This window comes from Streptomyces sp. NPDC050508 (assembly GCF_040655155.1).
In the GTDB taxonomy this organism is placed as follows: domain Bacteria; phylum Actinomycetota; class Actinomycetes; order Streptomycetales; family Streptomycetaceae; genus Streptomyces.
In genome coordinates, this window is record NZ_JBFAJJ010000004.1 from 1 (window position 1) to 20,874 (window position 20,874).

Sequence of the window (20,874 nt, forward strand, 5' to 3'; positions counted from 1 at the left end):
GTACGGCGTCCAGATCGCCGTCGACGACGCCAACAAGAACAACTGGGTCCCCGGCGTCAAGTTCAAGGTCAAGGCCCTGGACGCCACCCCCCATCCGTCAGCCGACGATGCGGTGCGTCGTCCAGAACGACGTCAGGTCCGTGGTCGTCGCGGCCTGTGCCGCCGCCTTGAACTCGGCGGTGGTCGAGACGCCGTACCAGTGCGAAGTGGCGTAATCCTTAAGGAGTTTGGCCATCACCGTGTCGCCCAGGGTGCGGCGCAGGTCGTGCAGGGCGCACTTGCCGTAGCCGTAGACGACGGTGGAGTAGCGGGACGAGTGGGCGTCCCAGTAGGCCATCGAGTTGGTGATGTTCTCCGCCGAGGACGCCCAGGAGACGTTGTTCCAGCAGTTGGTGCCGGTCAGGCCTTGGGCCAGGTCGGTGGCGTAGTCGGTGAACGCCTCGTCCAGCCAGGGGCTGTTGTACTCGTCGTCGCCGACGATGCCGTAGAACCACTGGTGGCCGATCTCATGGGTGAGTGCCGTGGTGCTGACCAGGTCGAGGACGAAGCCGGGGTACTCCATGCCGCCGAACCAGAAGTTGTTGTCGATGACGGCGTCCAACTCGCCGTACGGGTAGGCGCCGAAGCGTCCCGCGTGGGCGTCAACTGCGGACTTGGCGGTGGTGAGCATCGACTGGGCGTTGGACGAGCTGATGCCCGACACCGAGTAGATGTTGATCGGGGTGCCCGCCGTCGACGTACCCGAGATCTTCGTGAACGGGCCCGCCGCCCAGGCGAAGTCGCGGACCTTGGACGCGGTGGCCGTGGTCACCGTACGGCCGCTGGTGCCGGGGGTGTCCACCGAGGTGCCCGTGGCCGGGACCAGCAGAGTGGTCGGGTGGTCCAGGGTCACCTTGAAGTCGGCGGCCAGGGAGTAGAAGGACTCGCCGTTGTTCGTGTACGGGTCCAGGTGCCAGCCCGAGCCGTCCTTGATCGCGAGGACCGGCAGCGCGTTCCCGATCATGCTGAACGCGCCGTCGTAGCCGAACCGGTCGGCGCCGCTCGGGACGGTGATCCCCAAGTCGAAGCCGATCGTGGTCGATTGACCCTGCGCGAGGGGAGTCGGGAGCGCTATCTGGAGGGCCGTGCAGCCGACCGAGAGCGCGCCCGCCGTACCGCCGGTGACGTTGCTGACCGCGATCGGCATCGCGGAGCAGGTGCCGTGGTAGTTGTCCCACAGCCGCAGGTACACCTCGGTGAGCGGGGTGGCCGACGCGTTGGTGAAGGTCGTGCTCTCGTGGCCGGTCCAGACGGTGCCTGCGGTGTTGCTGCTCAGACTCACGGTGTACGCCGGGGCGGCCGGCGTGCGCGTCGAGTCGGCCGGCGGGGCCGTGTCGCCCGAGGTGTTGAGGGCGATGTCGTCCAGGACGAAGCTCGTCTGGAGGCTGGAGTCCTCGGTGCCGCTGAAGGCGAGGCTCACGGTCTGACCCGCGAACGACGACACGTCGAACGACTTCTGGACGTAGCCGGTGGCCTTGTTCAGGTTCGAGTACGTCGCCAGCGTCGTGCTGCCGATCTTCGCCGTGAGCTTGTCGTACGCGGTGGACGACGTCGTCTCGGCGGTGTCGATGTGCAGCCAGAAGGTGAGCGTGGCGCTGCTGCACCCGGACGGGATCGTGACGCTCTGGCTCAGGCTGTCGGTGTGCGTGCCGCCGGTGCCGTCCAGCCAGGCGAAGTTGGAACCGGCGTGGGCGGTCTGGCCGGTGCGGCTGGTGATGACGGTCGTAGAGGACTGCGTCCAGGACGACGTGCCGCTCTCGAAGTCGCCGCCCGTGACCACCTGCGCCGGGGTGCAGGCGGCGGCGAGCGGGGCGGCCGACGGCGCGGCGGCGGCAGGGTTGACGGGTAGCGAAAGTGCGGCCACCGCGGCGACGGCGAAGACGCCGGCAGCGAGGGCCTTGTGGGGGGTCGATCTCACACGGAACTCCTTTTACGGCGGCCGGGATTCCGGCCTGCTCGGTGGCCGCCCGGCCGGACTGGGTGTGCCGGTGGGCGGCGCTGGGGTGCGCGTAGCGATTGCGTGATCGCGGGGGGAAGCTTCGCAGATTTGACCGGGCCATGCCATAAGGAGAGGGAAGTGTGCGCATGAAGTGGAGGAAGGCGCGAAGAGCGGGCGGAGGGAGCCGTGTGCACGCCGACGTTGAACGGGCCATGCCGGAATTTGGCCTCCGGTTGGCCGAATGTACGCCTTCGATTGCTTCCATCGAACGATGGACCACATCACGTTCCTCGTGGCGGTCGTCATCGTCACGGCCTTGGCCTTCGACTTCACCAACGGATTCCACGACACCGCCAACGCGATGGCGACGTCCATCGCCACCGGCGCGCTGAAGCCCAAAACAGCGGTTCTGATCAGTGGAGCTCTCAACCTCGTCGGCGCCTTCCTGTCCACGGAGGTCGCCAAGACGATCTCCGGCGGCATCGTCGACGACACCCTGGTCAGCCCAGGGATGATCTTCGCGGGGCTCGTCGGGGCGATCCTCTGGAACCTGCTGACCTGGCTGCTGGGCCTGCCGTCCAGTTCCTCGCACGCCCTGTTCGGCGGCCTGATCGGCGCCGTCTGGGTCGGCGCGGGCTCCAACGGGGTCCACTTCGACAAGGTTGTCGAGAAGATCCTGATCCCCGCGGTGGCCTCCCCGCTCGTGGCCGGAATCGCCGCTCTCCTCGCCACCTACCTCGCCTACAAGATCACCGCCCGGGCCCGCAAGGACTCGGTCACCAAGGGCTTCCGGCTCGGCCAGATCGCCTCGGCCTCGCTGGTCTCGCTCGCGCACGGCACGAACGACGCCCAGAAGACGATGGGCGTCATCACCCTGACCCTGATCTCGGTGGGCGCGCTCGGCCACGACGCCGGTCCGCCAGTGTGGGTCATCACCGCGGCGGGACTCGCGATCGGCCTGGGCACCTACATCGGCGGCTGGCGCATCATCCGCACGATGGGCAAGGGCCTCACCGACATCCAGTCCCCGCAGGGCTTCGCGGCCGAGGCCGCCTCCACCACCGTCATCCTCACCTCCGCCCACCTGGGCTTCGCGCTGTCCACCACGCAGGTCTGCTCCGGCGGCATCCTGGGCGCGGGCCTCGGCCGACGCCTCGCCGAGGTGCGCTGGGGCACGGCCGGCCGCATGGTCATCGCCTGGCTGGTCACCCTGCCGGCCGCGGCCCTGGTCGGCGGCCTGTCCGCGACCGTCGTCAAGCACGGTGGCAACCTCGGTACGGCCCTGATCGCGCTGATCGCCGCCGCCGTGGCCCTGTTCATCGTGATCGCCTCGCGTCGCAACCCCGTGCACGCGGACAACGTGAACGAGACCCACGAGGTCACCATCCGCAGCGAGGCGTCCACCGACGTCCGTACGGCCGCCTGAGTCAAGGGAGTTGAGCAATGAGTGTGGACTGGAACTCCCTCGGCGAGGTCTTCGCGGTGAGTGTCGGCGTGACCGTCGGCGTGGTCGTCGTCTTCGCGCTGGGCATCCTGGGCCTCGCCCGGGTCGAGGCCGCGCGTGAAGTGGACGGCGGCACCCATGCCCTCGGACTGACGCAGGCGGGGTTGTGCTTTCTCGCGTGTGCGGCTGTCGTGGCATACGGCATCTATCTGATCGTGCCGCAGTTCCACTGAACGTGACGGATCACCGCCGATCACCTCTGAGTCACTGAACCCCCTTGAGAGGAGGCCGGGATGACTGAACTGCTGACCGGGCTGCAGGTCGACTACACCGACCAGGACGACCCGGTGCTGATCCGGCCCGACGGCAGTCCGGTGGACACCTGGCGGGAGAACTACCCGTACGAACAGCGCATGGAGCGCAAGGAGTACGACTGGCACAAGCGGCTCCAGCAGATAGAACTGCTGAAGCTGCAACGCTGGGTCAAGGAGACCGGGCGCCGGCTCGTCATCGTCTGCGAGGGACGCGACGCGGCCGGCAAGGGCGGCACCATCAAACGGTTCACCGAGCACCTGAACCCGCGCGGCGCCCGCGTGGTGGCGCTGGAGAAGCCGAGCGAGCGCGAGAGCGGGCAGTGGTACTTCCAGCGTTACGTCCAGCACCTGCCGACCGCTGGCGAGATCGTGCTGTTCGACCGGTCCTGGTACAACCGGGCGGGCGTGGAGCGCGTGATGGGCTTCTGCTCGGACGACGAGTACCGCCGATTCATGCGCCAGGCCCCGCTGTTCGAGCGGATGTTGGCGGACGACGGCATCGACCTGATCAAGTTCTGGTTCTCCGTCTCACAGGGTGAACAGCGCACCCGTTTCACGATCCGCCAGGTGGATCCCGTACGGCAGTGGAAGCTCAGCCCGATGGATCTGGCCTCGCTGGACCGCTGGGACGACTACACGGCCGCCAAGGTAGCCATGTTCCGCGAGACCGACACGGAGCACGCGCCCTGGACCGTGGTGAAGAGCAACGACAAGAAGCGGGCCCGGGTCGAGGCCATGCGCAGCGTGCTGGCCCGCTTCGACTACGCCGACAAGGACGAGGAGGTCGTCGGCAGCCCCGACCCCCGCGTCGTCGGCGCGGCGGCGAACCTGCTGGAGGAGGGCGAGGACGACACGGCGGCGGTGTTCTAGTCCCGGGTCAGGACAGCGACCCAAAGGGGCGCGGGGAACTGCGCGACCAGCCACGACGGTGCGGCAGAAAAAAATACGACGGCACATCGCGGGTACAGCCAGCGCAGCGCCTAGTCACCGTCGCGCGGCACCAGTGTCACCCGGTGGAAGTTGCAGCCGGTCATGGGCGGGCTCCCGGACGGGGGCCCGCCCGCGTGTGCCTTGAGGGCGACGCTGACCAGGCTCAGCAGCAGGTCCACGTCCGTCTCGCAGTCCAGGTGGACGGTCACCCAGCGGGAGCCCGGGATGATCCGGATCGCGGTCGACTCGCTGAGGTCGTGGTGAAACCGGAGGATGGCCCCGACCGTGAGATGCAGGTCCACATCGTGGTCGGAGTGGAAATGCACGATCTCGCTGTGGGCGGACCGCAGCGCCCGCCCCGTACCGCAACTGGCCGGGACCGCGCTGAGGTCGCGCCAGCCTTCCAGTCGCTGCATGGCTCGCTCGGCCAGGGTCATGTCCCCATCGTGTACTGCTCACCGCTTCGCAACCAGGGGTTGAGCGATTTGTAACCGGGGCGTGAGGTACCGCACATAAGCAGGGAGGCCGGTGTGCGTGGGTATCGGACGTTCGGTCAGACCTGGATCTGCCCGCCGTCGACGAAGTGCTCGGCACCGGTGATGAACGAACTCTCCGACCCGGCAAGGAAAGCGGCCAGCGCTGCGACCTCCTCGGGGCGGCCCATGCGCTGCAGCGGCAACTGTGAGGCCAGCGCGCGGTGGAGGTCCTCGGTGCTCTGGCCGAACTTGTCGGCCAGGCCGTCGAGCGCGGGTGTGGCGATGGGGCCGGGCGTGATGACGTTGACGCGCACACCGCGCGGGGCGAGTTCCGCGGCCCAGGTCCGGCCCAGGCTGCGTACGGCCGCCTTGGACGCGGCGTAGACGCCCATTCGGTCGACGCCCTGGTGGATGGTGGTGGACCCGAGAAGGATCACCGACGCGGGCCGGGCGAGCAGCGGCAGCGACTTCTGCACGGTCAGCAGGCTGCCCTTGGTGTTCACGCCGAAGACGTGGTCGAACTGTTCCTCCGTGACGTCCGTGAGCAGAGCCCCGTCGCCCAGGCCGGCGTTGGCCACGACGGCGTCGAGCCGCCGTCCGTCGCCGCGGACGACGTCCATGACCCGGTCGAGGTCGGCCGCTCGCGAGACGTCGCACGGTACGGCGACCGCGTCGGGGCCGATCTCCGCGGCCGCGGCTTCGAGTTCGTCCTTGCGCCGTCCGGTCAGGTAGACGCGGGCGCCGTCATCGGCGAAGCGCTTCGCGATCGCTCGTCCGATGCCGCTGGAGGCACCGGTGACCAGGGCTGTCTTTCCGTCCATGGGGCGCATGGCACCCGTCCTTTCGAGAGCACTGTGCCGTGCACGCTGCTGGTGGCCGTGGCACGACGTGACGGGCGGCCGATCGTTCTTGACCGCCTCGTCCAGAACGTAGTCGATTCTGGACGAGGCGGTCAAGAACGGATATCGTGGGGTCATGGCAAGACCCCGAAGCTTCGACGAAGGCGAGGTGCTGCGCGCCGCCAGGGACCAGTTCTGGTCGATCGGTTACGCAGCCGCGAGAGTGGACGACATCGCCGCGGCCACCGGGCTGGGCAAAGGCAGCCTCTACGGTGCGTTCGGCGACAAGCGCCAACTGTTCCTGCGCACCTTCGACGACCACTGTGCCGAACTGGTCGGCGCCGTACGGCAGGCGCTCGACGGCCCGGATGCCGGCGCCCTCGAACGGCTGCGCGCGCATGTGCTGGCAGTGGCGGACGCCACCGCCTCGGACGCCTCTCGGCGCGGCTGCCTGCTCGCCAAAGGCACCGCCGAGCTCTCAGGGCAGGACCCGGCGGTCGAGGCGACTGCCCGCCGGACGTTCGCCGCCATCGGGGAACTGCTCGCCTCCTGCGTCGCCGGAGCGCAGCGGGCGGGTGACATCGGGCAGGACGAGGACCCCGCTCGGCTGGCCGGACTCCTGCTCGCCGTGCTGCGCGGGATCGAGGCGCTGGGTAAAGGCGGAGGCAGCCCCGACTCGTTGCGCGCGATCGCCGAAACCGCCTTGGCCGTCCTGCCCCGGCCGTAGGACGACTGCGGACCTGGACCGGTCCAAACCGGCCCGACCCGACCGGCCGGGCCAGGCCGGAAAATCCTCCGGCGGGTCAACTCGCCTCAGCCACAAGCCTTTCGTAGCCCACCAGCCGTACGCAGGTGGCCACCCCCTCGATGATCTCCTCGATCTCCGAGAGGTCCGGGAAGGAGGGGGCGATCCGGATCGTACGGTCCCTGGGGTCGTCGCCGTACGGATGGGTGGCGCCCGCCGGCGTCAGGGCGAGACCGGCGTCCGCCGCGCGGCGCACCACCTCGTGTGCGCAGCCGTCGCGGACGTCGAGGGTGATGAAGTAGCCGCCCTTGGGCGTCGACCAGGTGGCGAGGCCGGTGTCGCCGAGCCGCTCGGCGAGGATGCGCAGCACAGTGTCGAACTTGGGCCGCAGCAGCTCACGGTGCTTGCGCATATGGGCGCGCACTCCGTCGGCGTCGCGCAGGAACATCGCGTGCCGCAGCTGGTTGATCTTGTCGGGGCCGATGGAGCGCTTGGCGCTGTAGCCGCGCAGCCAGGCCACGTTGGCCGGGGACGAGCCGAAGAACGCCACGCCCGCACCGCCCAGCGTGATCTTCGAGGTGGACCCGAAGACGAAGACCCGGTCCGGGTGCCCGCTGTCGGCGCAGGCCGCGAGCAGGTCGGCGATCTCCACCTCCTCGTCGGTGAGGTGGTGCACGGCGTAGGCGTTGTCCCAGAAGATCCGGAAGTCGGGCGCCGCGGTCGACATGGCGGCGAGTCGTCGTACGGTCTCGTCGCTGTAGCAAGTCCCGTCCGGGTTGCTGTACTTGGGCACGCACCAGATGCCCTTGACCGCCGGATCCTCGGCGGCCAGGCGCTCCACCACATCCATGTCGGGACCCTCGGCGGTCATCGGCACGGGGATCATCTCGATGCCGAACCGCTCGCACAGCGCGAAGTGCCGGTCGTATCCGGGGACGGGGCACAGGAACGCGACCCGCTCCTCGTCCGCCCAGCGGCGCGGCGCGCCGGGAAGCGTGCCGAGCAGGGCGTGCACCAGGCAGTCGTGCATCAGCTCCAGGCTGGAGTTGCCCACGGCGAGCAACTGCTCGGCCGGGACCTGGAGGAATCCGGCGAAGATCTGCCGGAGCTCCAACAGGCCTTCCGCGCCACCGTAGTTGCGGCAGTCCGTGCCGTCGGCGGAGGTGTAGCGGTCGCCTGGCAGCGAGAGCAGCTCGGCGGCCAGGTCGAGCTGGCGGGCGGAGGGCTTGCCGCGGGTCAGGTCGAGCGACAGCTTCTTCGTGAGGAGGGCTTCGTAGTCGCTCCGGGCGGCGTCGAGGCGGGCCGGGAGGGAATCGGCGGTGGGTGCGGGTGAGGGAGAGGTCACGGAGGTCGACGCTACAAAGCCGGGTGCCACACCACAAACCGGATGACCACCGGCGGTCCTCACCCCTCCTGTGGCAGCCTGGTGACCTGGGCGGGGACCAGGCCACACAAGGTTGACGTCGGATTCCCGCCAGCCCCGGCCCGCCCGGTATCGGATGCTGGACGTATGCAGAACGGGATGCACACCGACACGGAGCGTTGTGTGCGTGCGGTCCAGTCCAAGGACGCGCGCTTCGACGGCTGGTTCTTCACGGCCGTCCTGACCACCCGCATCTACTGCCGGCCCAGCTGTCCGGTCGTACCGCCCAAGCCCGAGAACATGACGTTCTACCCGAGCGCGGCGGCCTGCCAGCAGGCGGGTTTCCGGGCCTGCAAGCGCTGCCGCCCGGACACCAGCCCCGGCTCCCCGGAGTGGAACCAGCGGGCCGACCTGGTGGCCCGCGCGATGCGCCTGATCGCCGACGGAACCGTGGACCGCGAGGGCGTCCCCGGCCTCGCCGCCCGCCTCGGCTACAGCACCCGGCAGATCGAACGCCAGCTCCTCGCCGAACTCGGCGCCGGCCCCCTCGCGTTGGCCCGCGCCCAACGCGCCCAGACGGCAAGGCTGTTGATCGAGACGACCGCGCTCCCGATGGCGGAGATCGCCTTCGCCGCCGGCTTCTCCTCGATCCGCACCTTCAACGACACCGTGCGCGAGGTCTTCGCCCTCTCCCCGAGCGAGTTGCGCAACAGGCGCCCGAAATCAACTGTGTTGACCCCCGGCACGCTCACGCTCCGCCTGCCGTTCCGCGCCCCCCTCAACCCCGACAACCTCTTCGGCCACCTGGCGGCGACCGCGGTACCGGGCGTGGAGGAGTGGCGAGACGGCGCGTACCGCCGAACCCTCCGCCTTCCCTACGGCCACGGCATCGTGGCCCTCACCCCCAAGTCCGACCACATCGCCTGCCGCCTCACCCTCAGCGACCTGCGCGACCTGCCGGTGGCCATCAGCCGCTGCCGCCGCATGCTCGACCTGGACGCCGATCCGGTCGCGGTGGACGACCAGTTGCGTACGGATCCGGTGCTGGCGCCACTGGTGGACAAGGCGCCGGGCCGACGCGTCCCGCGCACGGTCGACGAGGCGGAGTTCGCCGTACGGGCCGTCCTGGGACAGCAGGTCTCCACGGCGGCGGCCCGCACCCACGCGGCCCGCCTGGTCATCGCGCACGGCGAACCGGTCGACGACCCCGAGGGCGGCCTGACCCACCTCTTCCCGTCCTCCGACGCGCTCGCGGCCGTGGCCCCCGAGTCACTGGCGATGCCCCTCACCCGCCGCACCACCTTCACCACCCTCGTCACCCAACTGGCCGACCGGACCCTCCATTTGGGCGTGGAGAGCGACTGGGCGGAGACCCGGACCCGGCTCCTCTCCCTCCCCGGCTTCGGTCCCTGGACGGTCGACGTCATCGCCATGCGCGCCCTCGGCGACCCCGACGCCTTCCTCCCCACCGACCTCGGAATCCGGCGCGCCGCCCAGGAGTTGGGCCTCCCGTCGACCCCGGCCGCCCTCACCGCCCGCGCGGCGGCCTGGCGACCCTGGCGGGCGTACGCGGTCCAGTACCTGTGGGCGACGGACAGCCACCCGATCAACTTCCTGCCCGTATAAGGGATTACGCACCACGTAAGGGATCGCGGAAGACATGAAGCACCACACGGTGATCGACAGCCCCTACGGCCCCCTGACCCTCGTCGCCGACGACGGCACCCTCTGCGGCCTCTACATGGTCGACCAGCGCCACCGCCCCCCGGAGGAGAACTTCGGCACCCCCGACGACACCCCCTTCACCGAAACGACCGCCCAACTACAGGCCTATTTCGCAGGCGAGTTGAAGGAGTTCACCCTCCAACTACGCCTGCACGGCACCCCGTTCCAGCAAACGGTCTGGGACAAGCTCCGCCGCATCCCCTACGGCGAGACCCGCTCCTACGGCGACCTCGCCGACGCCCTCGGCAAGCCCGGCGCCTCCCGCGCGGTGGGCCTCGCCAACGGCAAGAACCCCATCGGGATCATCGTCCCCTGCCACCGGGTCGTCGGCGCGAACGGCAGCCTCACGGGCTACGGCGGCGGCCTCGACCGCAAGCAGCGGCTGCTGGACTTCGAGAGCGGGACGGCGCTCTTCTAGGAGCCCTGCAGGGTGTGCAGCAGGTGCGGGAGCGCGGTGCCGATCGGCTCCCGTACGACGTCGTCCGCACGGTCGTCGTACGGAGTCGCCTCGGCGTTGACGATGACCAGCCGGGCCCCGTGATCGGCGGCGACACCGGCGAGTCCGGCGGCGGGCTGGACCTGGAGACTGCTTCCGACGGCGATGAACACCTGGCACGCCTTGGTGATGGCGACGGCCTCGCCGAGGACGACGGGGTCGAGCCGCTCGCCGAAGAAGACGGTCGCGGACTTCAGGATCCCGCCGCACTCCAGGCACACGGGGTCGTCCTCCCCGGCCTCGACCCGGGCGATCGCGTCCGCCATCGGCCCCCGCGCACGGCACTCGGTACAGATGAACTCCCGGGCGGTGCCGTGCAGTTCGAGCACCTTGCGGGCGGGCAGGCCGGCGAGCTGGTGCAGTCCGTCGACGTTCTGCGTGATGACCCGCACGGGTACGCCGGACTTCTCCAGGTCGACGACGGCCCGGTGCGCGGCGTTGGGCTCGGCCCGCAGCGTCCGGTTCTTGCGCCGCATCTGCCAGGACCGCCGCCGGATCGCCGGGTCGCCCATGTAGTACTCGTAGGTCACGAGCTTCTCGGCCTCGGGGTCACGCCGCCACAGGCCGTTGGGGCCGCGATAATCGGGGATTCCGGAATCGGTGGAGATACCTGCGCCACTGAGGATCGCTACGAGAGGCCTGTCCATGGGCCGAGAGTAGGACGCCTGCCTGCCCGGAGCGAACGGATAACGGAGCGACTCCGCGCCCTCCGGCCGCACCGCCCGCCTGAAGGGAAGAGCAGCGTCGGTGGCGCTACGCTTCTGCGTCGTGCAGGAGACGCGTCTCGACACCGCTCGGATCCGAGCCGCTCGCCGGGTGATCGACCCGGTCTTTCTCGACACCCCGCTGTACCGCTGCGAGGCACTGGAGCCCGGCCTCGGGTGCACGGTGAGCATCAAGCTGGAAACGGCGAACCCGGTCCGCAGCTTCAAAGGCCGCGGCACCGAGGTGGTCACCAGCCTGCTCGCCGAGCACGGTCCGAGGGCCGTGGTGTGCGCCAGCGCGGGCAACCTCGGCCAGGCCCTCGCCTGGTCCGGTCGCGGCCGGGGCCTCGACGTGACCGTCGTGGCGTCCCGCTTCGCGACGGTGGCCAAGCTTGACCGCATCCGGGCGTTGGGCGCCGGGCTGGAACTGGTGGACGGCGACCACGAGTTGGCGCGCGAGCGGGCCGCGGCCATCGCGCGGTACGAAGGCATCCGGCTGGTCGAGGACAGCCTGGACATCGAGACCTGCGAGGGCGCGGCGACCATCGGCCTGGAACTGGTGGAATCGGTGGAACAGTTGAAACCGGCGGACACCGCGCCGTCGATCGACACCGTCCTGATCGCTCTCGGCGGCGGGGCGCTGGCCACCGGCGTGGGCCATGTACTGAAGGCCCTGGCGCCCGAGGTCGAGGTGATCTGCGTCCAGCCGCTGGGCGCACCGGCGATGACCCTCTCGTGGCGCGGGCGGCACGTCGTCACCACCGACTCGACCGACACCATCGCCGACGGCGTCGCCGGCCGGTACCCCATCCCGGCCGTCCTGGACGACCTCCTCCTGGTCGCCGACGACACCGTCCTGGTCCAGGAGGCGTCGATCATCGCCGGTATGCGGATGCTCCTCGACCACGCGGGCCTCGTTGTCGAACCGTCGGCCGCACTCGGCATCGCGGCGATCCTCGAAGACCGTGACCGTTTCGCCGGCCGCCACGTGGTCACCATCGTGTGCGGCAGCAACGTCGACGTGGACGCCTATCACCGCTGGGTCACCAGTAGTTGACTGGGCGGGTGATGACGACACGACCCTCCTCTCCCGAGGATCTTCGCGCTGTTCTCTTCGACTCGGGCGGCGTGCTGATCCGGCCGGTCGGCGGACGGTGGAACCCCCGGGTGGACTTCGAGGAGACCGTCCTCGCCCAACACCCCTCGATCACGCCGGAACAGTTCGCCGCGGCCATCGCCGCGGGCGACCGCTTCTTCGCCGCCTCGTCCGCAACGCCCGACTACGACGACTACCACCGGGTGAATCTCCGCCACCTCGGCCTGGACCCGACACCGCGGTTCCTCGCCGACCTGGGCCGCGACGTCCCCGTGACCACGCTTCTGGAGATCTACCCGGACGTCATGGAAACCCTGCGGGAGCTGAGGCGCCGGGGCGTGCGGATGGCGGTGATCTCGGACGCCTGGCCGGAACTGCGCGACGGGCACACAGCGTTGGGCATCGGGGAGTTCTTCGAGGCGTACGCGATCTCCGCCGAGCTCGGCTGCAGAAAGCCGGACCCCCGCATGTACCACCACGCCGGCAGCGCACTGCATCTCGCGCCCGCGCACTGCCTGTTCGTCGACGACGATCCGAGCCTCGTCGCTGCCGCGATCGGGCTCGGGTACGCGGGGCGCGCGGTCTGCCGGGACTCGGCCACTTCGGATGTGCCCTCGGTCGTGTCCCTGGTGGAGTTGCTCGACCTCTTCTGACCGGCCCCAGCACGGTGTTCAGGTGGCGGGTCGGCAACAGGCGGACCAGCCGCACGAGGGCACAGGAACATCAACCGCCCGTAACCCAGCGGACCGCCGCGACCCCGCCCGCCAGCACGGCCGGCCCCACCCACCACCAGCCCATGACCCGCCGCACGGACGGCACCAGCCACACCCCCACCACCGCCCCGGCGGCACCGACGGAGAGCACGCACGCGAGAACGATGCCGGCGTACGCGTCGTCGTCCCAGGGCCCGGACGGGCGGATGGCCAGCGCCGCCCAGCAGCAGGACGTGGCGGCAAGGGTGAGCAGGACCAGCGGAACGGCGAGGACCAGGCGCAGGCAGCCGCGGTCGTCGTCCGCGGGGGAGGGGCTGGTCATCAGTGTGGTGCGCTCCTTGCTTCGTCCGGATGTTCGGGCCGCGGCGGCGGGTGCTACCGTCCGCGCATGGCCAAGGTGACCGTCTCGCTCGACGCATCGCTCGTCGTGGAAGTCATGGTGCTCGCGGGTGTGGGCAACCCGCAGGACGCCGTCGAACTCGTCGTCCGTGACTACATCGAGCGCGGCCACCGCACGGAGGCCAGGGCCGAGGCACGCGACGACGCGCTGCGCGACGTGGACGTGAAACCCCGGGACGTCGAGGGCTGAGCCCATGTGGCCGGGCGGCCGGTGCCGGCCAACCTGCCCGGCCGCCCACGGCGTTGGCCATCTCGCCCGCCCCGCGTCAGCCGACCCGTTGCCCGTTCTCCAACTCCGCCGTCCCCGACCCGTCCCCGAGCACATCGAGCGCGACCAGGACCCTTAGCCCCAGCGAACCCGGCAGGTACTCGGTGAGTTCCTCGCGCGGGACAAGTCGCCAGGACAGCAGTTCCTCCTCCTGGAGTCGGATCGACTTGAGGTCGTTCGCGGTGAGGACTCCGCCGTCGTACAGGTAGGCCACCAACGGCGGGTAGCTCGGGCCGTGGTAGACCCAGTCGACGGCGAGCAGCCGGCCGAGTTCGACGTCGAGGCCGATCTCCTCCAAGGTCTCGCGGCGCGCACCCTGGCGCGGTGTCTCGCCGTCGTCCGACTCGATCGTGCCGCCCGGAAGCGCCCAGCCCTCACGGTAGTTGGGCTCGACGAGCAGGACCTGCCCCTCGGTGTCACGGAAGAGGGCGGCGGCCCCGGCGAGGATGCGGGGGAGACCCGCGAGGTACGTGGCGAAGTCTGGCGTGGTGGTCATCAGGAAAGGGTAACCAGCCCGCGCAGCCGTCTCTCCGACTCACTGCCCGGCTGAGGGAAGTGGCAGATCAGGCTCAGCCAGGGCGCCTCCTGCACCGCTAGCCGTACGAACGACACCTCGATGTCACCCGCATCGGGGTGCCGGTAACGACGTACGGAGGAGCGGAACTCCACCACATCGTGTGCCTCCCACAGCCGCGCGAAGTGCGGGCTGGTGGTGACCAGTTCGTCGACCAGCTCCGCGAACCGCGGGTTGTCCAGTTCGTACGCCGCCTGTTGGCGCAGCAGGCCCGCCATCCACTCCGTCTCCGCCTCCCACTCGGGCATCAGGGCGCGGATGCCGGGCTCCCTGAACAGCAGCCAGGCGCTGTTGAGTTCGCGGCGCGGCCGGTCGAGGAGGGCGGGGCCGAGGATGGCTTCCTGGGCGCGGTTCCAGGCCAGGACGTCGAAGCAGCGGTCGATGACGAAGGCGGGGTTCGGCATGAGTGTGTCCATGAATGCCCTTACGGCGTCCGGTACTTGGAGGGACCGCTCGGCCGGTTCGGGCGCCGGTCGGCCCGCCAGCCGGAACAGGTGCGCGCGTTCCACGTCGTCCAACTGCAACGCGCGGGTCAGGGCCAGCAGGATCTGCGGGGAGACGTTGATGTCGCGGCCCTGCTCCAGCCAGGTGTACCAGGTGAGGCTCACACCGGAGAGCAGGGAGACCTCCTCGCGGCGCAGGCCCGGGGTGCGACGGCGGCCACCCAGTGGCAGCCCCGTCTCCGCCGGGTCGGCGCGCTCGCGCCGGGACCGCAGAAAGGCGGCGAGCACCTTGCGGCCGTGATCCTTGGCTTCTGGTGGTTCCTTGGCTTCTGGTGGTGGTGTCGGCGGCACCAGTAAATTCTGCACTCTTCAACCGGGCCGCGGCCCGGCGCAGGGTGGGAGGGACACCGGAACCGAAGGTCTCCGGTGGTCTCAACTCCCAGCTGAAAGGCGGCCCTTGTGGCTGAGCTGTCCCAGTCCCCTCCCCGCACCGTCCTGGTCACCGGCGCCACCGGCGGCGTCGGTTCCGCGGTGGCGCGCGCCCTGCACGCCGACGGCTGGACCGTGTACGCAGCCCACCGCCAACCCGCGGACGAGGAAGCGCTGCGGGACGCCGGTTTCACCCCCGTCCGGCTCGAACTGACCGACGAGGACTCCGTCGCCGCGGCGGCCGAACAGGTAGGCCCGCGTCTGGACGGGCTCGTGAACAGCGCCGCGATCATGGGCCAGGGCCCCGTCGAACTGACTCCCACCGAGGCGTGGCGCCGCCAGTTCGAGATCAACGTGATCGGTCAGGCGACCGTCATCCGCGCCTTCCTGCCCGCGCTACGGGCGTCCGGCGGCCGGATCGTGAACATCGGCGCCGTCTCGGCCCGCGTACCGCCGCCCTTCTTCGGCCCGATCGCCGCCTCCAAGGCAGCCCTCGCCGCCCTCACCCACTCCTTGCGCGCGGAACTCCGCCACCAGGGCGTCAAGGTCACCCTCGTCGAACCCGGTGCCATGGACACCCCCATCTTCGCCACGGCGGACAAGGCGAGCGCCGACCTGGGCCGGGCCGGCTCACCGGAGACCCAGCGGCACTACGCCCGCGCCCTGGACGCCGTACGCGCGACAGCCGCCCGCCAGCCGCTGGGCCCGGTCACCCCGGCCGTCGACGCCGTCGTATGCGCCCTGACCACCCGCCGCCCCGCGACCCTCACCACCACCGGCCGGGACGGCCGCACCCTCGCCCTGCTGCGCTTCCTGCCGGACGGCCTGCGGGACCGGCTGGTGCTGCGGGCGTTCGGGGTGACGGCGGAGGCGTTCGGCAACACGGCCCCTACGGAGCCGTCCGCAACCCGTCCACGATGAGGTCGAGGATCCGCGCGGCCCGCGCCTCCCCGCCCCGCGCCGGATCGATCCGCCACAGCACGCTCAGCTGAAGCAGCACGTCCTCCGGATCGAGCCCGGACTTGAGTGACCCGTCGGCGGCACCCGCCTTCAGGAGTACGGCGATCGCGGCCACGAAGGGCGCGAAGTACTCGTCGTCGGCACCCCCGTCGGTCGCCGCGTGGATGACCTCGGCGACGCCGTACTTGAGCCTCCCGTAGTGGGCGACCTCGTCCAACCAGAGGCGTAGCGCGACGAGCGGCGGATGGTCCGCGAGCAGTACGGGCGCGCGGTCGATCAGGTGCTGTATGTCGTGCCGATACAGCTCCAGGATCAGCGCCTCCCGGGTGGGGAAGTGGCGGTACAGCGTCCCGATGCCGACGCCCGCCTCCTTGGCGATCGCGGTGAGGGACACGCCAGTTGACGCACCGCTCGACGCGGCTATCGCCTCGCGGGCGACGGTCAGGATGCGTTCCCGGTTGTCGAGGGCGTCGCGGCGGGTCGGTTTCGGGTTCACGGGTGCGGTTCGTCCGTCCGGTGTCTGATTGCCAAGCGGAGGGCCCTCCGGTACGTTGGGAGATGTACCGGAGGGGCCTCCGTTTCACTCTCCATTCTGGCACACCCCCACCCGACACCGCAGGGAGCACCGTCATGCCCGAACTGGTCCTCGTCACCGGAGGGAGCGGCTACATCGCAGGCTGGTGCGTCGCCGAACTGCTCCGCCGCGGCTACGACGTCCGTACGACCGTCCGCGCCCCGGGCAAGGAGCGTGCGGTCACCGACGCCGTCGCGACCGTCGTCGAGCCCGCAGGCCGGCTGAGCTTCGCCGTGGCCGACCTCACCGCCGACGAGGGCTGGGACGCCGCGCTCAAGGGCGTCGACTACGTCCTGCACGTCGCCTCCCCGCTCGGCGATGCCTCGGACGACCCCGAGGCCCTGATCGCCGCGGCCCGTGGCGGAGCGTTGCGCGTTCTGCGCGCGGCCACGGAGGCGGGCGTACGACGCGTCGTGCTGACCTCGGCCGCGAACGCCGCGAGCCCCTCGTCGTACGCCTCCGAAGGTGTCACCGACGAGACGCTTTGGACCGATCCAGACGACCCGACCCTCATCCCCTACCGCCGCTCGAAGACCCTCGCCGAGCGCGCCGCCTGGGACTTCATGCGCGACTACGACGGCCCGACCGAGCTGACCACCGTGCTCCCCGGCGCCGTCTTTGGACCGGTCCTCACCACCGCGAACATGGGCTCCGTCGGCATCATCGCGCGCATGGTGAGCGGCACGATGCCCGGCGTCCCGCGGATCGGCCTCGAAGTCGTGGACGTCCGGGACCTGGTCGACGTCCACATCCGCGCGATGACCTCACCGGACGCGGCGGGCCAACGCTTCCTGGCCACCGGGGAGTTCGTGTGGATGGAGGACATCGCCCGCACCCTGCGCGAGGGCCTCGGCGAGCACGGCCGTACCGTCTCCACGCGCCGCCTTCCGGACTTCGCGGTCCGCCTCGCGGCCCGCTTCCAGGACCCGTCGCTGCGCGAGATCACCCCCGCGCTCGGCCGTCGCAACCGTCACACCACGGAGAAGGCGCGCCGCGTCCTCGGCTGGGAACCGCGCCCGGCCCGGGAAGCCGTCCTCGACTGCGCCCGGAGCCTGATCGCGCAGGGCGCCGTCTAGACGTCGGCGGACTCCGCCAACTGCACTGTCCGCGCCGCCAGTTCACTGATCCGCGCCCCGTCGAAACCGAACACCGCACTGCGCACGGTGTCCTCCAACGGGTCCTTCCACTGGTCCGGGATCGCGTCCCCGCCGGTCAGCACCCCGGCGACCGAACCGGCCGTCGCGCCGTTCGAGTCGGTGTCCAGGCCGCCGCGGACGGTCAGCGTGATGCTGCGGGTGAAGTCGCCGTCGCCGTACAGGAGTCCGGCGGTGAGGACGGCCGCGTTCGGGACCGTGTGGACCCAGCCGAGCCCCGCGGTCTCCTCCGACAGCGTGGTGAGCGTGTCCTCCCAGGTCATCCGGGTCTCGTGCAGCGTGAGCACCCGGCGTACGGTGCGCGCGAGGCGGCAGCCCGGCGGGATCACGGTCAGCGCTGTGTCCAGCGCGTGCCGCACGGTCGGCGCGGTGAACGCCGCCGAGACGAGAGCGGCGGCCCACATGGCGCCGTAGACACCGTTCCCCGAGTGGGACAACACCGCGTCCCTGCGCGCGAGTTGGGCCGCGCGGCGCGGGGCGCCTGGACCGGTCCAACCGTAGATGTCGGCGCGGATCAGGGCGCCGATCCACTCCTGGTACGGGTTGTCGTGCGTCGCCGTCAGGGGCGGCTTGAGCCCGTTGGCGAGGTTGCGGTAGGCGGCCCGCTCGGCCGTGAAGGTCTGGAGGTACGGCAGTTTCCGCAGCCAAAGCTCTCCGACCTGCTCGGTGCTGAAGCCGAAGCCGTGGGTCTCCAGGAGGTCGAGGCCGAGGATGGCGTAGTCGACGTCGTCGTCACGGCAGCTGCCGTGGATCCGGCCGCGCACGCACCGCTGCCACTCGGGCCGCAGCTCGAAGCCGTCGGACTCGCTGGGCGGCTCGGGGAGGTAGTCGGTCAGCGGCAGGGCGGCGGCCTGCCGGAGGTAGCGGTCGATGCGGTCGCGCGTCCACAGGTCGCCCTGCTCGACCGGCTTGCCGAGCATGTTGCCCGCGATCCGGCCCAGCCAGCCCCCGAGGATGCGGTCCGCGAGTGCCGGCTCAGTGCCTACAGGGGTCATACCTCCGGTGTACCCGATATCCGGGCCCGGCAGCAGCACAGGGTGTGGCACAGGGTGCGCTCAGCCCGGTCCCAGCGTTCGGTCGGGGCATGACGGCGGGGGCGTCCGCCGGTTAAGGTCGCAGCGGCGCGACTGGCCCCGGAATGCGCGGGGGCCCGGAGAGCAAGGGGATCGCAAGGTGGCGGACGCTGCACAGAAGGGCACCCACAGGGTGCTCATCGCCGCGGACAAGTTCAAGGGGTCGCTGACGGCCGTGCAGGTCGCCGAGCGGGTGACGGCCGGGCTGCGCCGGGTCGTACCCGATCTGGACGTGACGGCGATGCCGGTCGCCGACGGCGGCGACGGCACGGTGGACGCGGCCGTCGCGGCAGGCTTCGAGCGACGGGAGATACGGGTCGCCGGACCCCTCGGCGACGAGGTCACCGCCGCCTTCGCGGTACGCGGCGACACAGCGGTCGTGGAGATGGCCGAGGCGAGCGGGCTGCAACGCCTGCCCAAGGGCGTCTTCGCCCCCCTCACCTCCTCGACGTACGGCTCCGGCGAACTGCTGCGGGCCGCGCTCGACGCGGGCGCGCGGACGATCGTGTTCGGCGTCGGCGGCAGCGCCACGACGGACGGCGGCGCGGGCATGCTCTCCGCACTCGGCGCCCGCTTCCTGGACGCGGAGGGCGAACCGGTCCCCCCGGGCGGCGGCGCCCTGACCGACCTCGCCTCGGCCGACCTCACAGGCCTGGACCCGCGCCTCACCACCGTCGACCTCATCCTCGCGAGCGACGTCGACAACCCGCTCACCGGCCCCAAGGGCGCCCCCGCGGTCTACGGCCCCCAGAAGGGCGCCACACCGGACGACGTGGACGCCCTCGACGCGGCCCTCGGCCACTACGCGAAGGTCCTGGAGGAGGCGACCGGCGCCAAGGCCGCCGAGTACGCCGCCGCACCCGGCGCAGGCGCCGCCGGCGGCATCGGCTACGGCGCGCTCCTCCTCGGCGCCCGCTTCCGCCCCGGCATCGAGGTCATGCTCGACGTCCTCGGCTTCGCCTCCGCCCTGGAAGGCGCCACCCTCGTCATCACCGGCGAGGGCTCCCTCGACGAACAGACCCTCCACGGCAAGGCCCCGGCAGGCGTCGCCGCGGCGGCCCGCGCGGAGGGCAAGGAGGTCGTAGCGGTCTGCGGCCGCCTGGCCCTGCCCCCACAGTCCCTGGGCCACGCCGGCATCCGCCGCGCGTACCCCCTCACGGCGGTCGAACCGGACGTCGTGAAGTGCATCGCCGACGCCGGACCGATCCTGGAGCGGGTGGCGGAGAACATCGCACGGGACTTCCTGGTCTGAGGAGTCCCGCCCGAGGAACGCCGAAGGGCCCCGAGCCAAGTGGCTCGGGGCCCTTCGTGTCGTCGTACGACGCGCGTTCTACGACCGCTACGGCAGCTGTGCCGCCCGTGCCTCACGCCGGTTGCCGCGGAAGTTGTTCACCCGGCGGGCCGTCGCGAACAGGGGGATCACCGCGCCCATGACCAACTGGAGCGCACAGCCCGTCTGCAGGAGCAGTTGACCGCCCGGGGCGTCGAACGCCCAGGATGCCAGCAGGCCCATCGACAGGACGATCCAGGCGAGCATCGCCACCGCGAGGCGGCCCCGCGGCTTCGGGTACTCGACCCGGCTCACCATCAGCCAGGCGGTGCCGAGGATCGCCATGAGCGTTGCCGCGAAGGGCAGCTCAAGCAGCACGATCGAGACCACCGTCAGCGCACCGAACGGGGAGGGCATGCCCTGGAACATGCCATTCGGTGGCGTCACGCACGAGAAGCGCGCGAGTCTCAGCACCACGGCCAGCAGCACCACGATCGCACCGACCGCGGCCACTCTCTGGTGCGCGTCGTCGGCGACCATGCCGTAGACGAGGACGAAGTACGCCGGCGCGAGGCCGAAGCTGATCAGGTCCGACAGGTTGTCCAGCTCGGCGCCCATGGGGGAGGAGCGCAGCTTGCGGGCGACGAGGCCGTCGAAGAGGTCGAAGACCGCCGCGCAGAGCATCAGGATGACCGCGGTGGCCGCGCTGTGGCGGGCCATGCCGGTCGACTCGTCGTTGCCCGTCAGATGCGGGATCAGGATGCCGGTGGTGGTGAAGTACACCGCCATGAAGCCGCAGGTGGCGTTGCCGAGGGTGAGGGTGTCCGCTATTGAGAGGCGGAGAGAAAGAGGCATCTCCTCCTCGTCGTCCACCTCATCGGCCTCGGGCACCCAGCCCGCCTGTGTC

Annotated in this window: 23 protein-coding genes; 12 read left to right on the forward strand and 11 right to left on the reverse strand. The window is 70.6% G+C overall.

Going from position 1 to position 20,874, the window contains the following annotated elements; all coding sequences use genetic code 11:
- Positions 1 to 97: 97 nt before the first annotated feature.
- The gene (locus tag AB0I69_RS12455) at positions 98 to 1,957 is read right to left on the reverse strand and encodes a M1 family aminopeptidase (RefSeq protein ID WP_363095583.1); all 1,860 of its coding nucleotides are present in this window, start codon (positions 1,955 to 1,957) and stop codon (positions 98 to 100) included.
- Positions 1,958 to 2,249: 292 nt separating this feature from the next.
- On the opposite strand from AB0I69_RS12455, the gene AB0I69_RS12460 reads away from it, so the two are divergent.
- From AB0I69_RS12460 to ppk2, 3 genes are read left to right on the forward strand one after another with little or no spacing between them, the layout of a single operon-like run.
- Entirely contained in the window at positions 2,250 to 3,404 is a 1,155-nt protein-coding gene (locus tag AB0I69_RS12460; RefSeq protein ID WP_363095584.1) for an inorganic phosphate transporter, read from the forward strand.
- A 17-nt stretch (positions 3,405 to 3,421) separates the two neighbouring features.
- On the forward strand, positions 3,422 to 3,655 hold the full coding sequence (locus tag AB0I69_RS12465) for a hypothetical protein (protein ID WP_019062951.1): 234 nt from the start codon (positions 3,422 to 3,424) through the stop codon (positions 3,653 to 3,655).
- Positions 3,656 to 3,715: 60 nt separating this feature from the next.
- A complete protein-coding gene (gene ppk2, locus AB0I69_RS12470; RefSeq protein WP_363095585.1) occupies positions 3,716 to 4,606 on the forward strand; it encodes a polyphosphate kinase 2 in 891 nt (296 codons plus the stop codon).
- Between the two features lie 110 nt (positions 4,607 to 4,716).
- On the opposite strand, the gene AB0I69_RS12475 is transcribed toward ppk2, so the two are convergent.
- Entirely contained in the window at positions 4,717 to 5,103 is a 387-nt protein-coding gene (locus tag AB0I69_RS12475; protein ID WP_043678676.1) for a luciferase family protein, read from the reverse strand.
- A 116-nt stretch (positions 5,104 to 5,219) separates the two neighbouring features.
- Complete coding sequence (locus tag AB0I69_RS12480; protein WP_363095587.1) at positions 5,220 to 5,972, reverse strand: SDR family oxidoreductase; 753 nt, start codon at positions 5,970 to 5,972, stop codon at positions 5,220 to 5,222.
- A gap of 145 nt (positions 5,973 to 6,117) precedes the next feature.
- Between AB0I69_RS12480 and AB0I69_RS12485 the strand changes: the two genes are divergently transcribed.
- The gene (locus AB0I69_RS12485; protein WP_363095588.1) at positions 6,118 to 6,708 is read left to right on the forward strand and encodes a TetR/AcrR family transcriptional regulator; all 591 of its coding nucleotides are present in this window, start codon (positions 6,118 to 6,120) and stop codon (positions 6,706 to 6,708) included.
- A 76-nt stretch (positions 6,709 to 6,784) separates the two neighbouring features.
- Here the strand turns inward: AB0I69_RS12485 and AB0I69_RS12490 are convergent, their stop codons facing one another.
- Complete coding sequence (locus tag AB0I69_RS12490) at positions 6,785 to 8,071, reverse strand: aminotransferase class I/II-fold pyridoxal phosphate-dependent enzyme (protein ID WP_363095589.1); 1,287 nt, start codon at positions 8,069 to 8,071, stop codon at positions 6,785 to 6,787.
- Positions 8,072 to 8,248: 177 nt separating this feature from the next.
- Between AB0I69_RS12490 and AB0I69_RS12495 the strand changes: the two genes are divergently transcribed.
- Both AB0I69_RS12495 and AB0I69_RS12500 read left to right on the forward strand, forming a co-directional pair.
- Positions 8,249 to 9,715 carry an AlkA N-terminal domain-containing protein gene (locus tag AB0I69_RS12495; RefSeq protein WP_363095590.1) on the forward strand — a complete coding sequence of 489 codons (1,467 nt, stop codon included), beginning with the start codon at positions 8,249 to 8,251 and terminating at the stop codon, positions 9,713 to 9,715.
- 34 nt (positions 9,716 to 9,749) lie between these two features.
- A complete protein-coding gene (locus AB0I69_RS12500; protein ID WP_363095591.1) occupies positions 9,750 to 10,232 on the forward strand; it encodes a methylated-DNA--[protein]-cysteine S-methyltransferase in 483 nt (160 codons plus the stop codon).
- Here the strand turns inward: AB0I69_RS12500 and AB0I69_RS12505 are convergent.
- Complete coding sequence (locus AB0I69_RS12505; protein WP_363095592.1) at positions 10,229 to 10,957, reverse strand: Sir2 family NAD-dependent protein deacetylase; 729 nt, start codon at positions 10,955 to 10,957, stop codon at positions 10,229 to 10,231. The genes AB0I69_RS12500 and AB0I69_RS12505 overlap by 4 nt on opposite strands.
- Before the next feature lie 121 nt (positions 10,958 to 11,078).
- Here AB0I69_RS12505 and AB0I69_RS12510 point away from each other — a divergent pair, with 121 nt between their 5' ends.
- On the forward strand, positions 11,079 to 12,071 hold the full coding sequence (locus tag AB0I69_RS12510) for a pyridoxal-phosphate dependent enzyme (RefSeq protein ID WP_363095593.1): 993 nt from the start codon (positions 11,079 to 11,081) through the stop codon (positions 12,069 to 12,071).
- A gap of 11 nt (positions 12,072 to 12,082) precedes the next feature.
- Positions 12,083 to 12,763: an HAD-IA family hydrolase gene (locus AB0I69_RS12515; protein ID WP_363095594.1), complete on the forward strand. Its 681-nt coding sequence runs from the start codon at positions 12,083 to 12,085 to the stop codon at positions 12,761 to 12,763.
- Positions 12,764 to 12,833: 70 nt separating this feature from the next.
- Here the strand turns inward: AB0I69_RS12515 and AB0I69_RS12520 are convergent, their stop codons facing one another.
- On the reverse strand, positions 12,834 to 13,145 hold the full coding sequence (locus AB0I69_RS12520; RefSeq protein ID WP_363095595.1) for a hypothetical protein: 312 nt from the start codon (positions 13,143 to 13,145) through the stop codon (positions 12,834 to 12,836).
- A 66-nt stretch (positions 13,146 to 13,211) separates the two neighbouring features.
- Between AB0I69_RS12520 and AB0I69_RS12525 the strand changes: the two genes are divergently transcribed.
- Positions 13,212 to 13,412, forward strand: a complete 201-nt coding sequence (locus AB0I69_RS12525) for a DUF2191 domain-containing protein (protein WP_363095596.1) — start codon at positions 13,212 to 13,214, stop codon at positions 13,410 to 13,412.
- A 76-nt stretch (positions 13,413 to 13,488) separates the two neighbouring features.
- Here the strand turns inward: AB0I69_RS12525 and AB0I69_RS12530 are convergent, their stop codons facing one another.
- Positions 13,489 to 13,986, reverse strand: a complete 498-nt coding sequence (locus AB0I69_RS12530; RefSeq protein WP_363095597.1) for an NUDIX hydrolase — start codon at positions 13,984 to 13,986, stop codon at positions 13,489 to 13,491.
- Positions 13,986 to 14,858 carry a helix-turn-helix transcriptional regulator gene (locus tag AB0I69_RS12535; protein ID WP_363095598.1) on the reverse strand — a complete coding sequence of 291 codons (873 nt, stop codon included), beginning with the start codon at positions 14,856 to 14,858 and terminating at the stop codon, positions 13,986 to 13,988. The genes AB0I69_RS12530 and AB0I69_RS12535 overlap by 1 nt, the downstream gene beginning before the upstream one ends.
- Positions 14,859 to 14,966: 108 nt before the next feature.
- On the opposite strand from AB0I69_RS12535, the gene AB0I69_RS12540 reads away from it, so the two are divergent.
- The gene (locus tag AB0I69_RS12540; protein WP_363095599.1) at positions 14,967 to 15,857 is read left to right on the forward strand and encodes an SDR family NAD(P)-dependent oxidoreductase; all 891 of its coding nucleotides are present in this window, start codon (positions 14,967 to 14,969) and stop codon (positions 15,855 to 15,857) included.
- Here AB0I69_RS12540 and AB0I69_RS12545 read toward each other — a convergent pair.
- The gene (locus tag AB0I69_RS12545; RefSeq protein ID WP_363095600.1) at positions 15,826 to 16,392 is read right to left on the reverse strand and encodes a TetR/AcrR family transcriptional regulator; all 567 of its coding nucleotides are present in this window, start codon (positions 16,390 to 16,392) and stop codon (positions 15,826 to 15,828) included. The two genes, AB0I69_RS12540 and AB0I69_RS12545, sit on opposite strands and share 32 nt — an antisense overlap.
- Positions 16,393 to 16,526: 134 nt before the next feature.
- Here AB0I69_RS12545 and AB0I69_RS12550 point away from each other — a divergent pair, with 134 nt between their 5' ends.
- A complete protein-coding gene (locus AB0I69_RS12550; RefSeq protein WP_363095601.1) occupies positions 16,527 to 17,546 on the forward strand; it encodes an NAD-dependent epimerase/dehydratase family protein in 1,020 nt (339 codons plus the stop codon).
- On the opposite strand, the gene AB0I69_RS12555 is transcribed toward AB0I69_RS12550, so the two are convergent.
- Entirely contained in the window at positions 17,543 to 18,619 is a 1,077-nt protein-coding gene (locus tag AB0I69_RS12555) for an ADP-ribosylglycohydrolase family protein (RefSeq protein ID WP_363095602.1), read from the reverse strand. The two genes, AB0I69_RS12550 and AB0I69_RS12555, sit on opposite strands and share 4 nt — an antisense overlap.
- Before the next feature lie 211 nt (positions 18,620 to 18,830).
- Between AB0I69_RS12555 and AB0I69_RS12560 the strand changes: the two genes are divergently transcribed.
- Entirely contained in the window at positions 18,831 to 19,949 is a 1,119-nt protein-coding gene (locus AB0I69_RS12560; RefSeq protein ID WP_363096126.1) for a glycerate kinase, read from the forward strand.
- Positions 19,950 to 20,036: 87 nt separating this feature from the next.
- Here the strand turns inward: AB0I69_RS12560 and pssA are convergent, their stop codons facing one another.
- On the reverse strand, positions 20,037 to 20,858 hold the full coding sequence (gene pssA, locus AB0I69_RS12565) for a CDP-diacylglycerol--serine O-phosphatidyltransferase (protein ID WP_363096127.1): 822 nt from the start codon (positions 20,856 to 20,858) through the stop codon (positions 20,037 to 20,039).
- Positions 20,859 to 20,874: the final 16 nt, after the last annotated feature.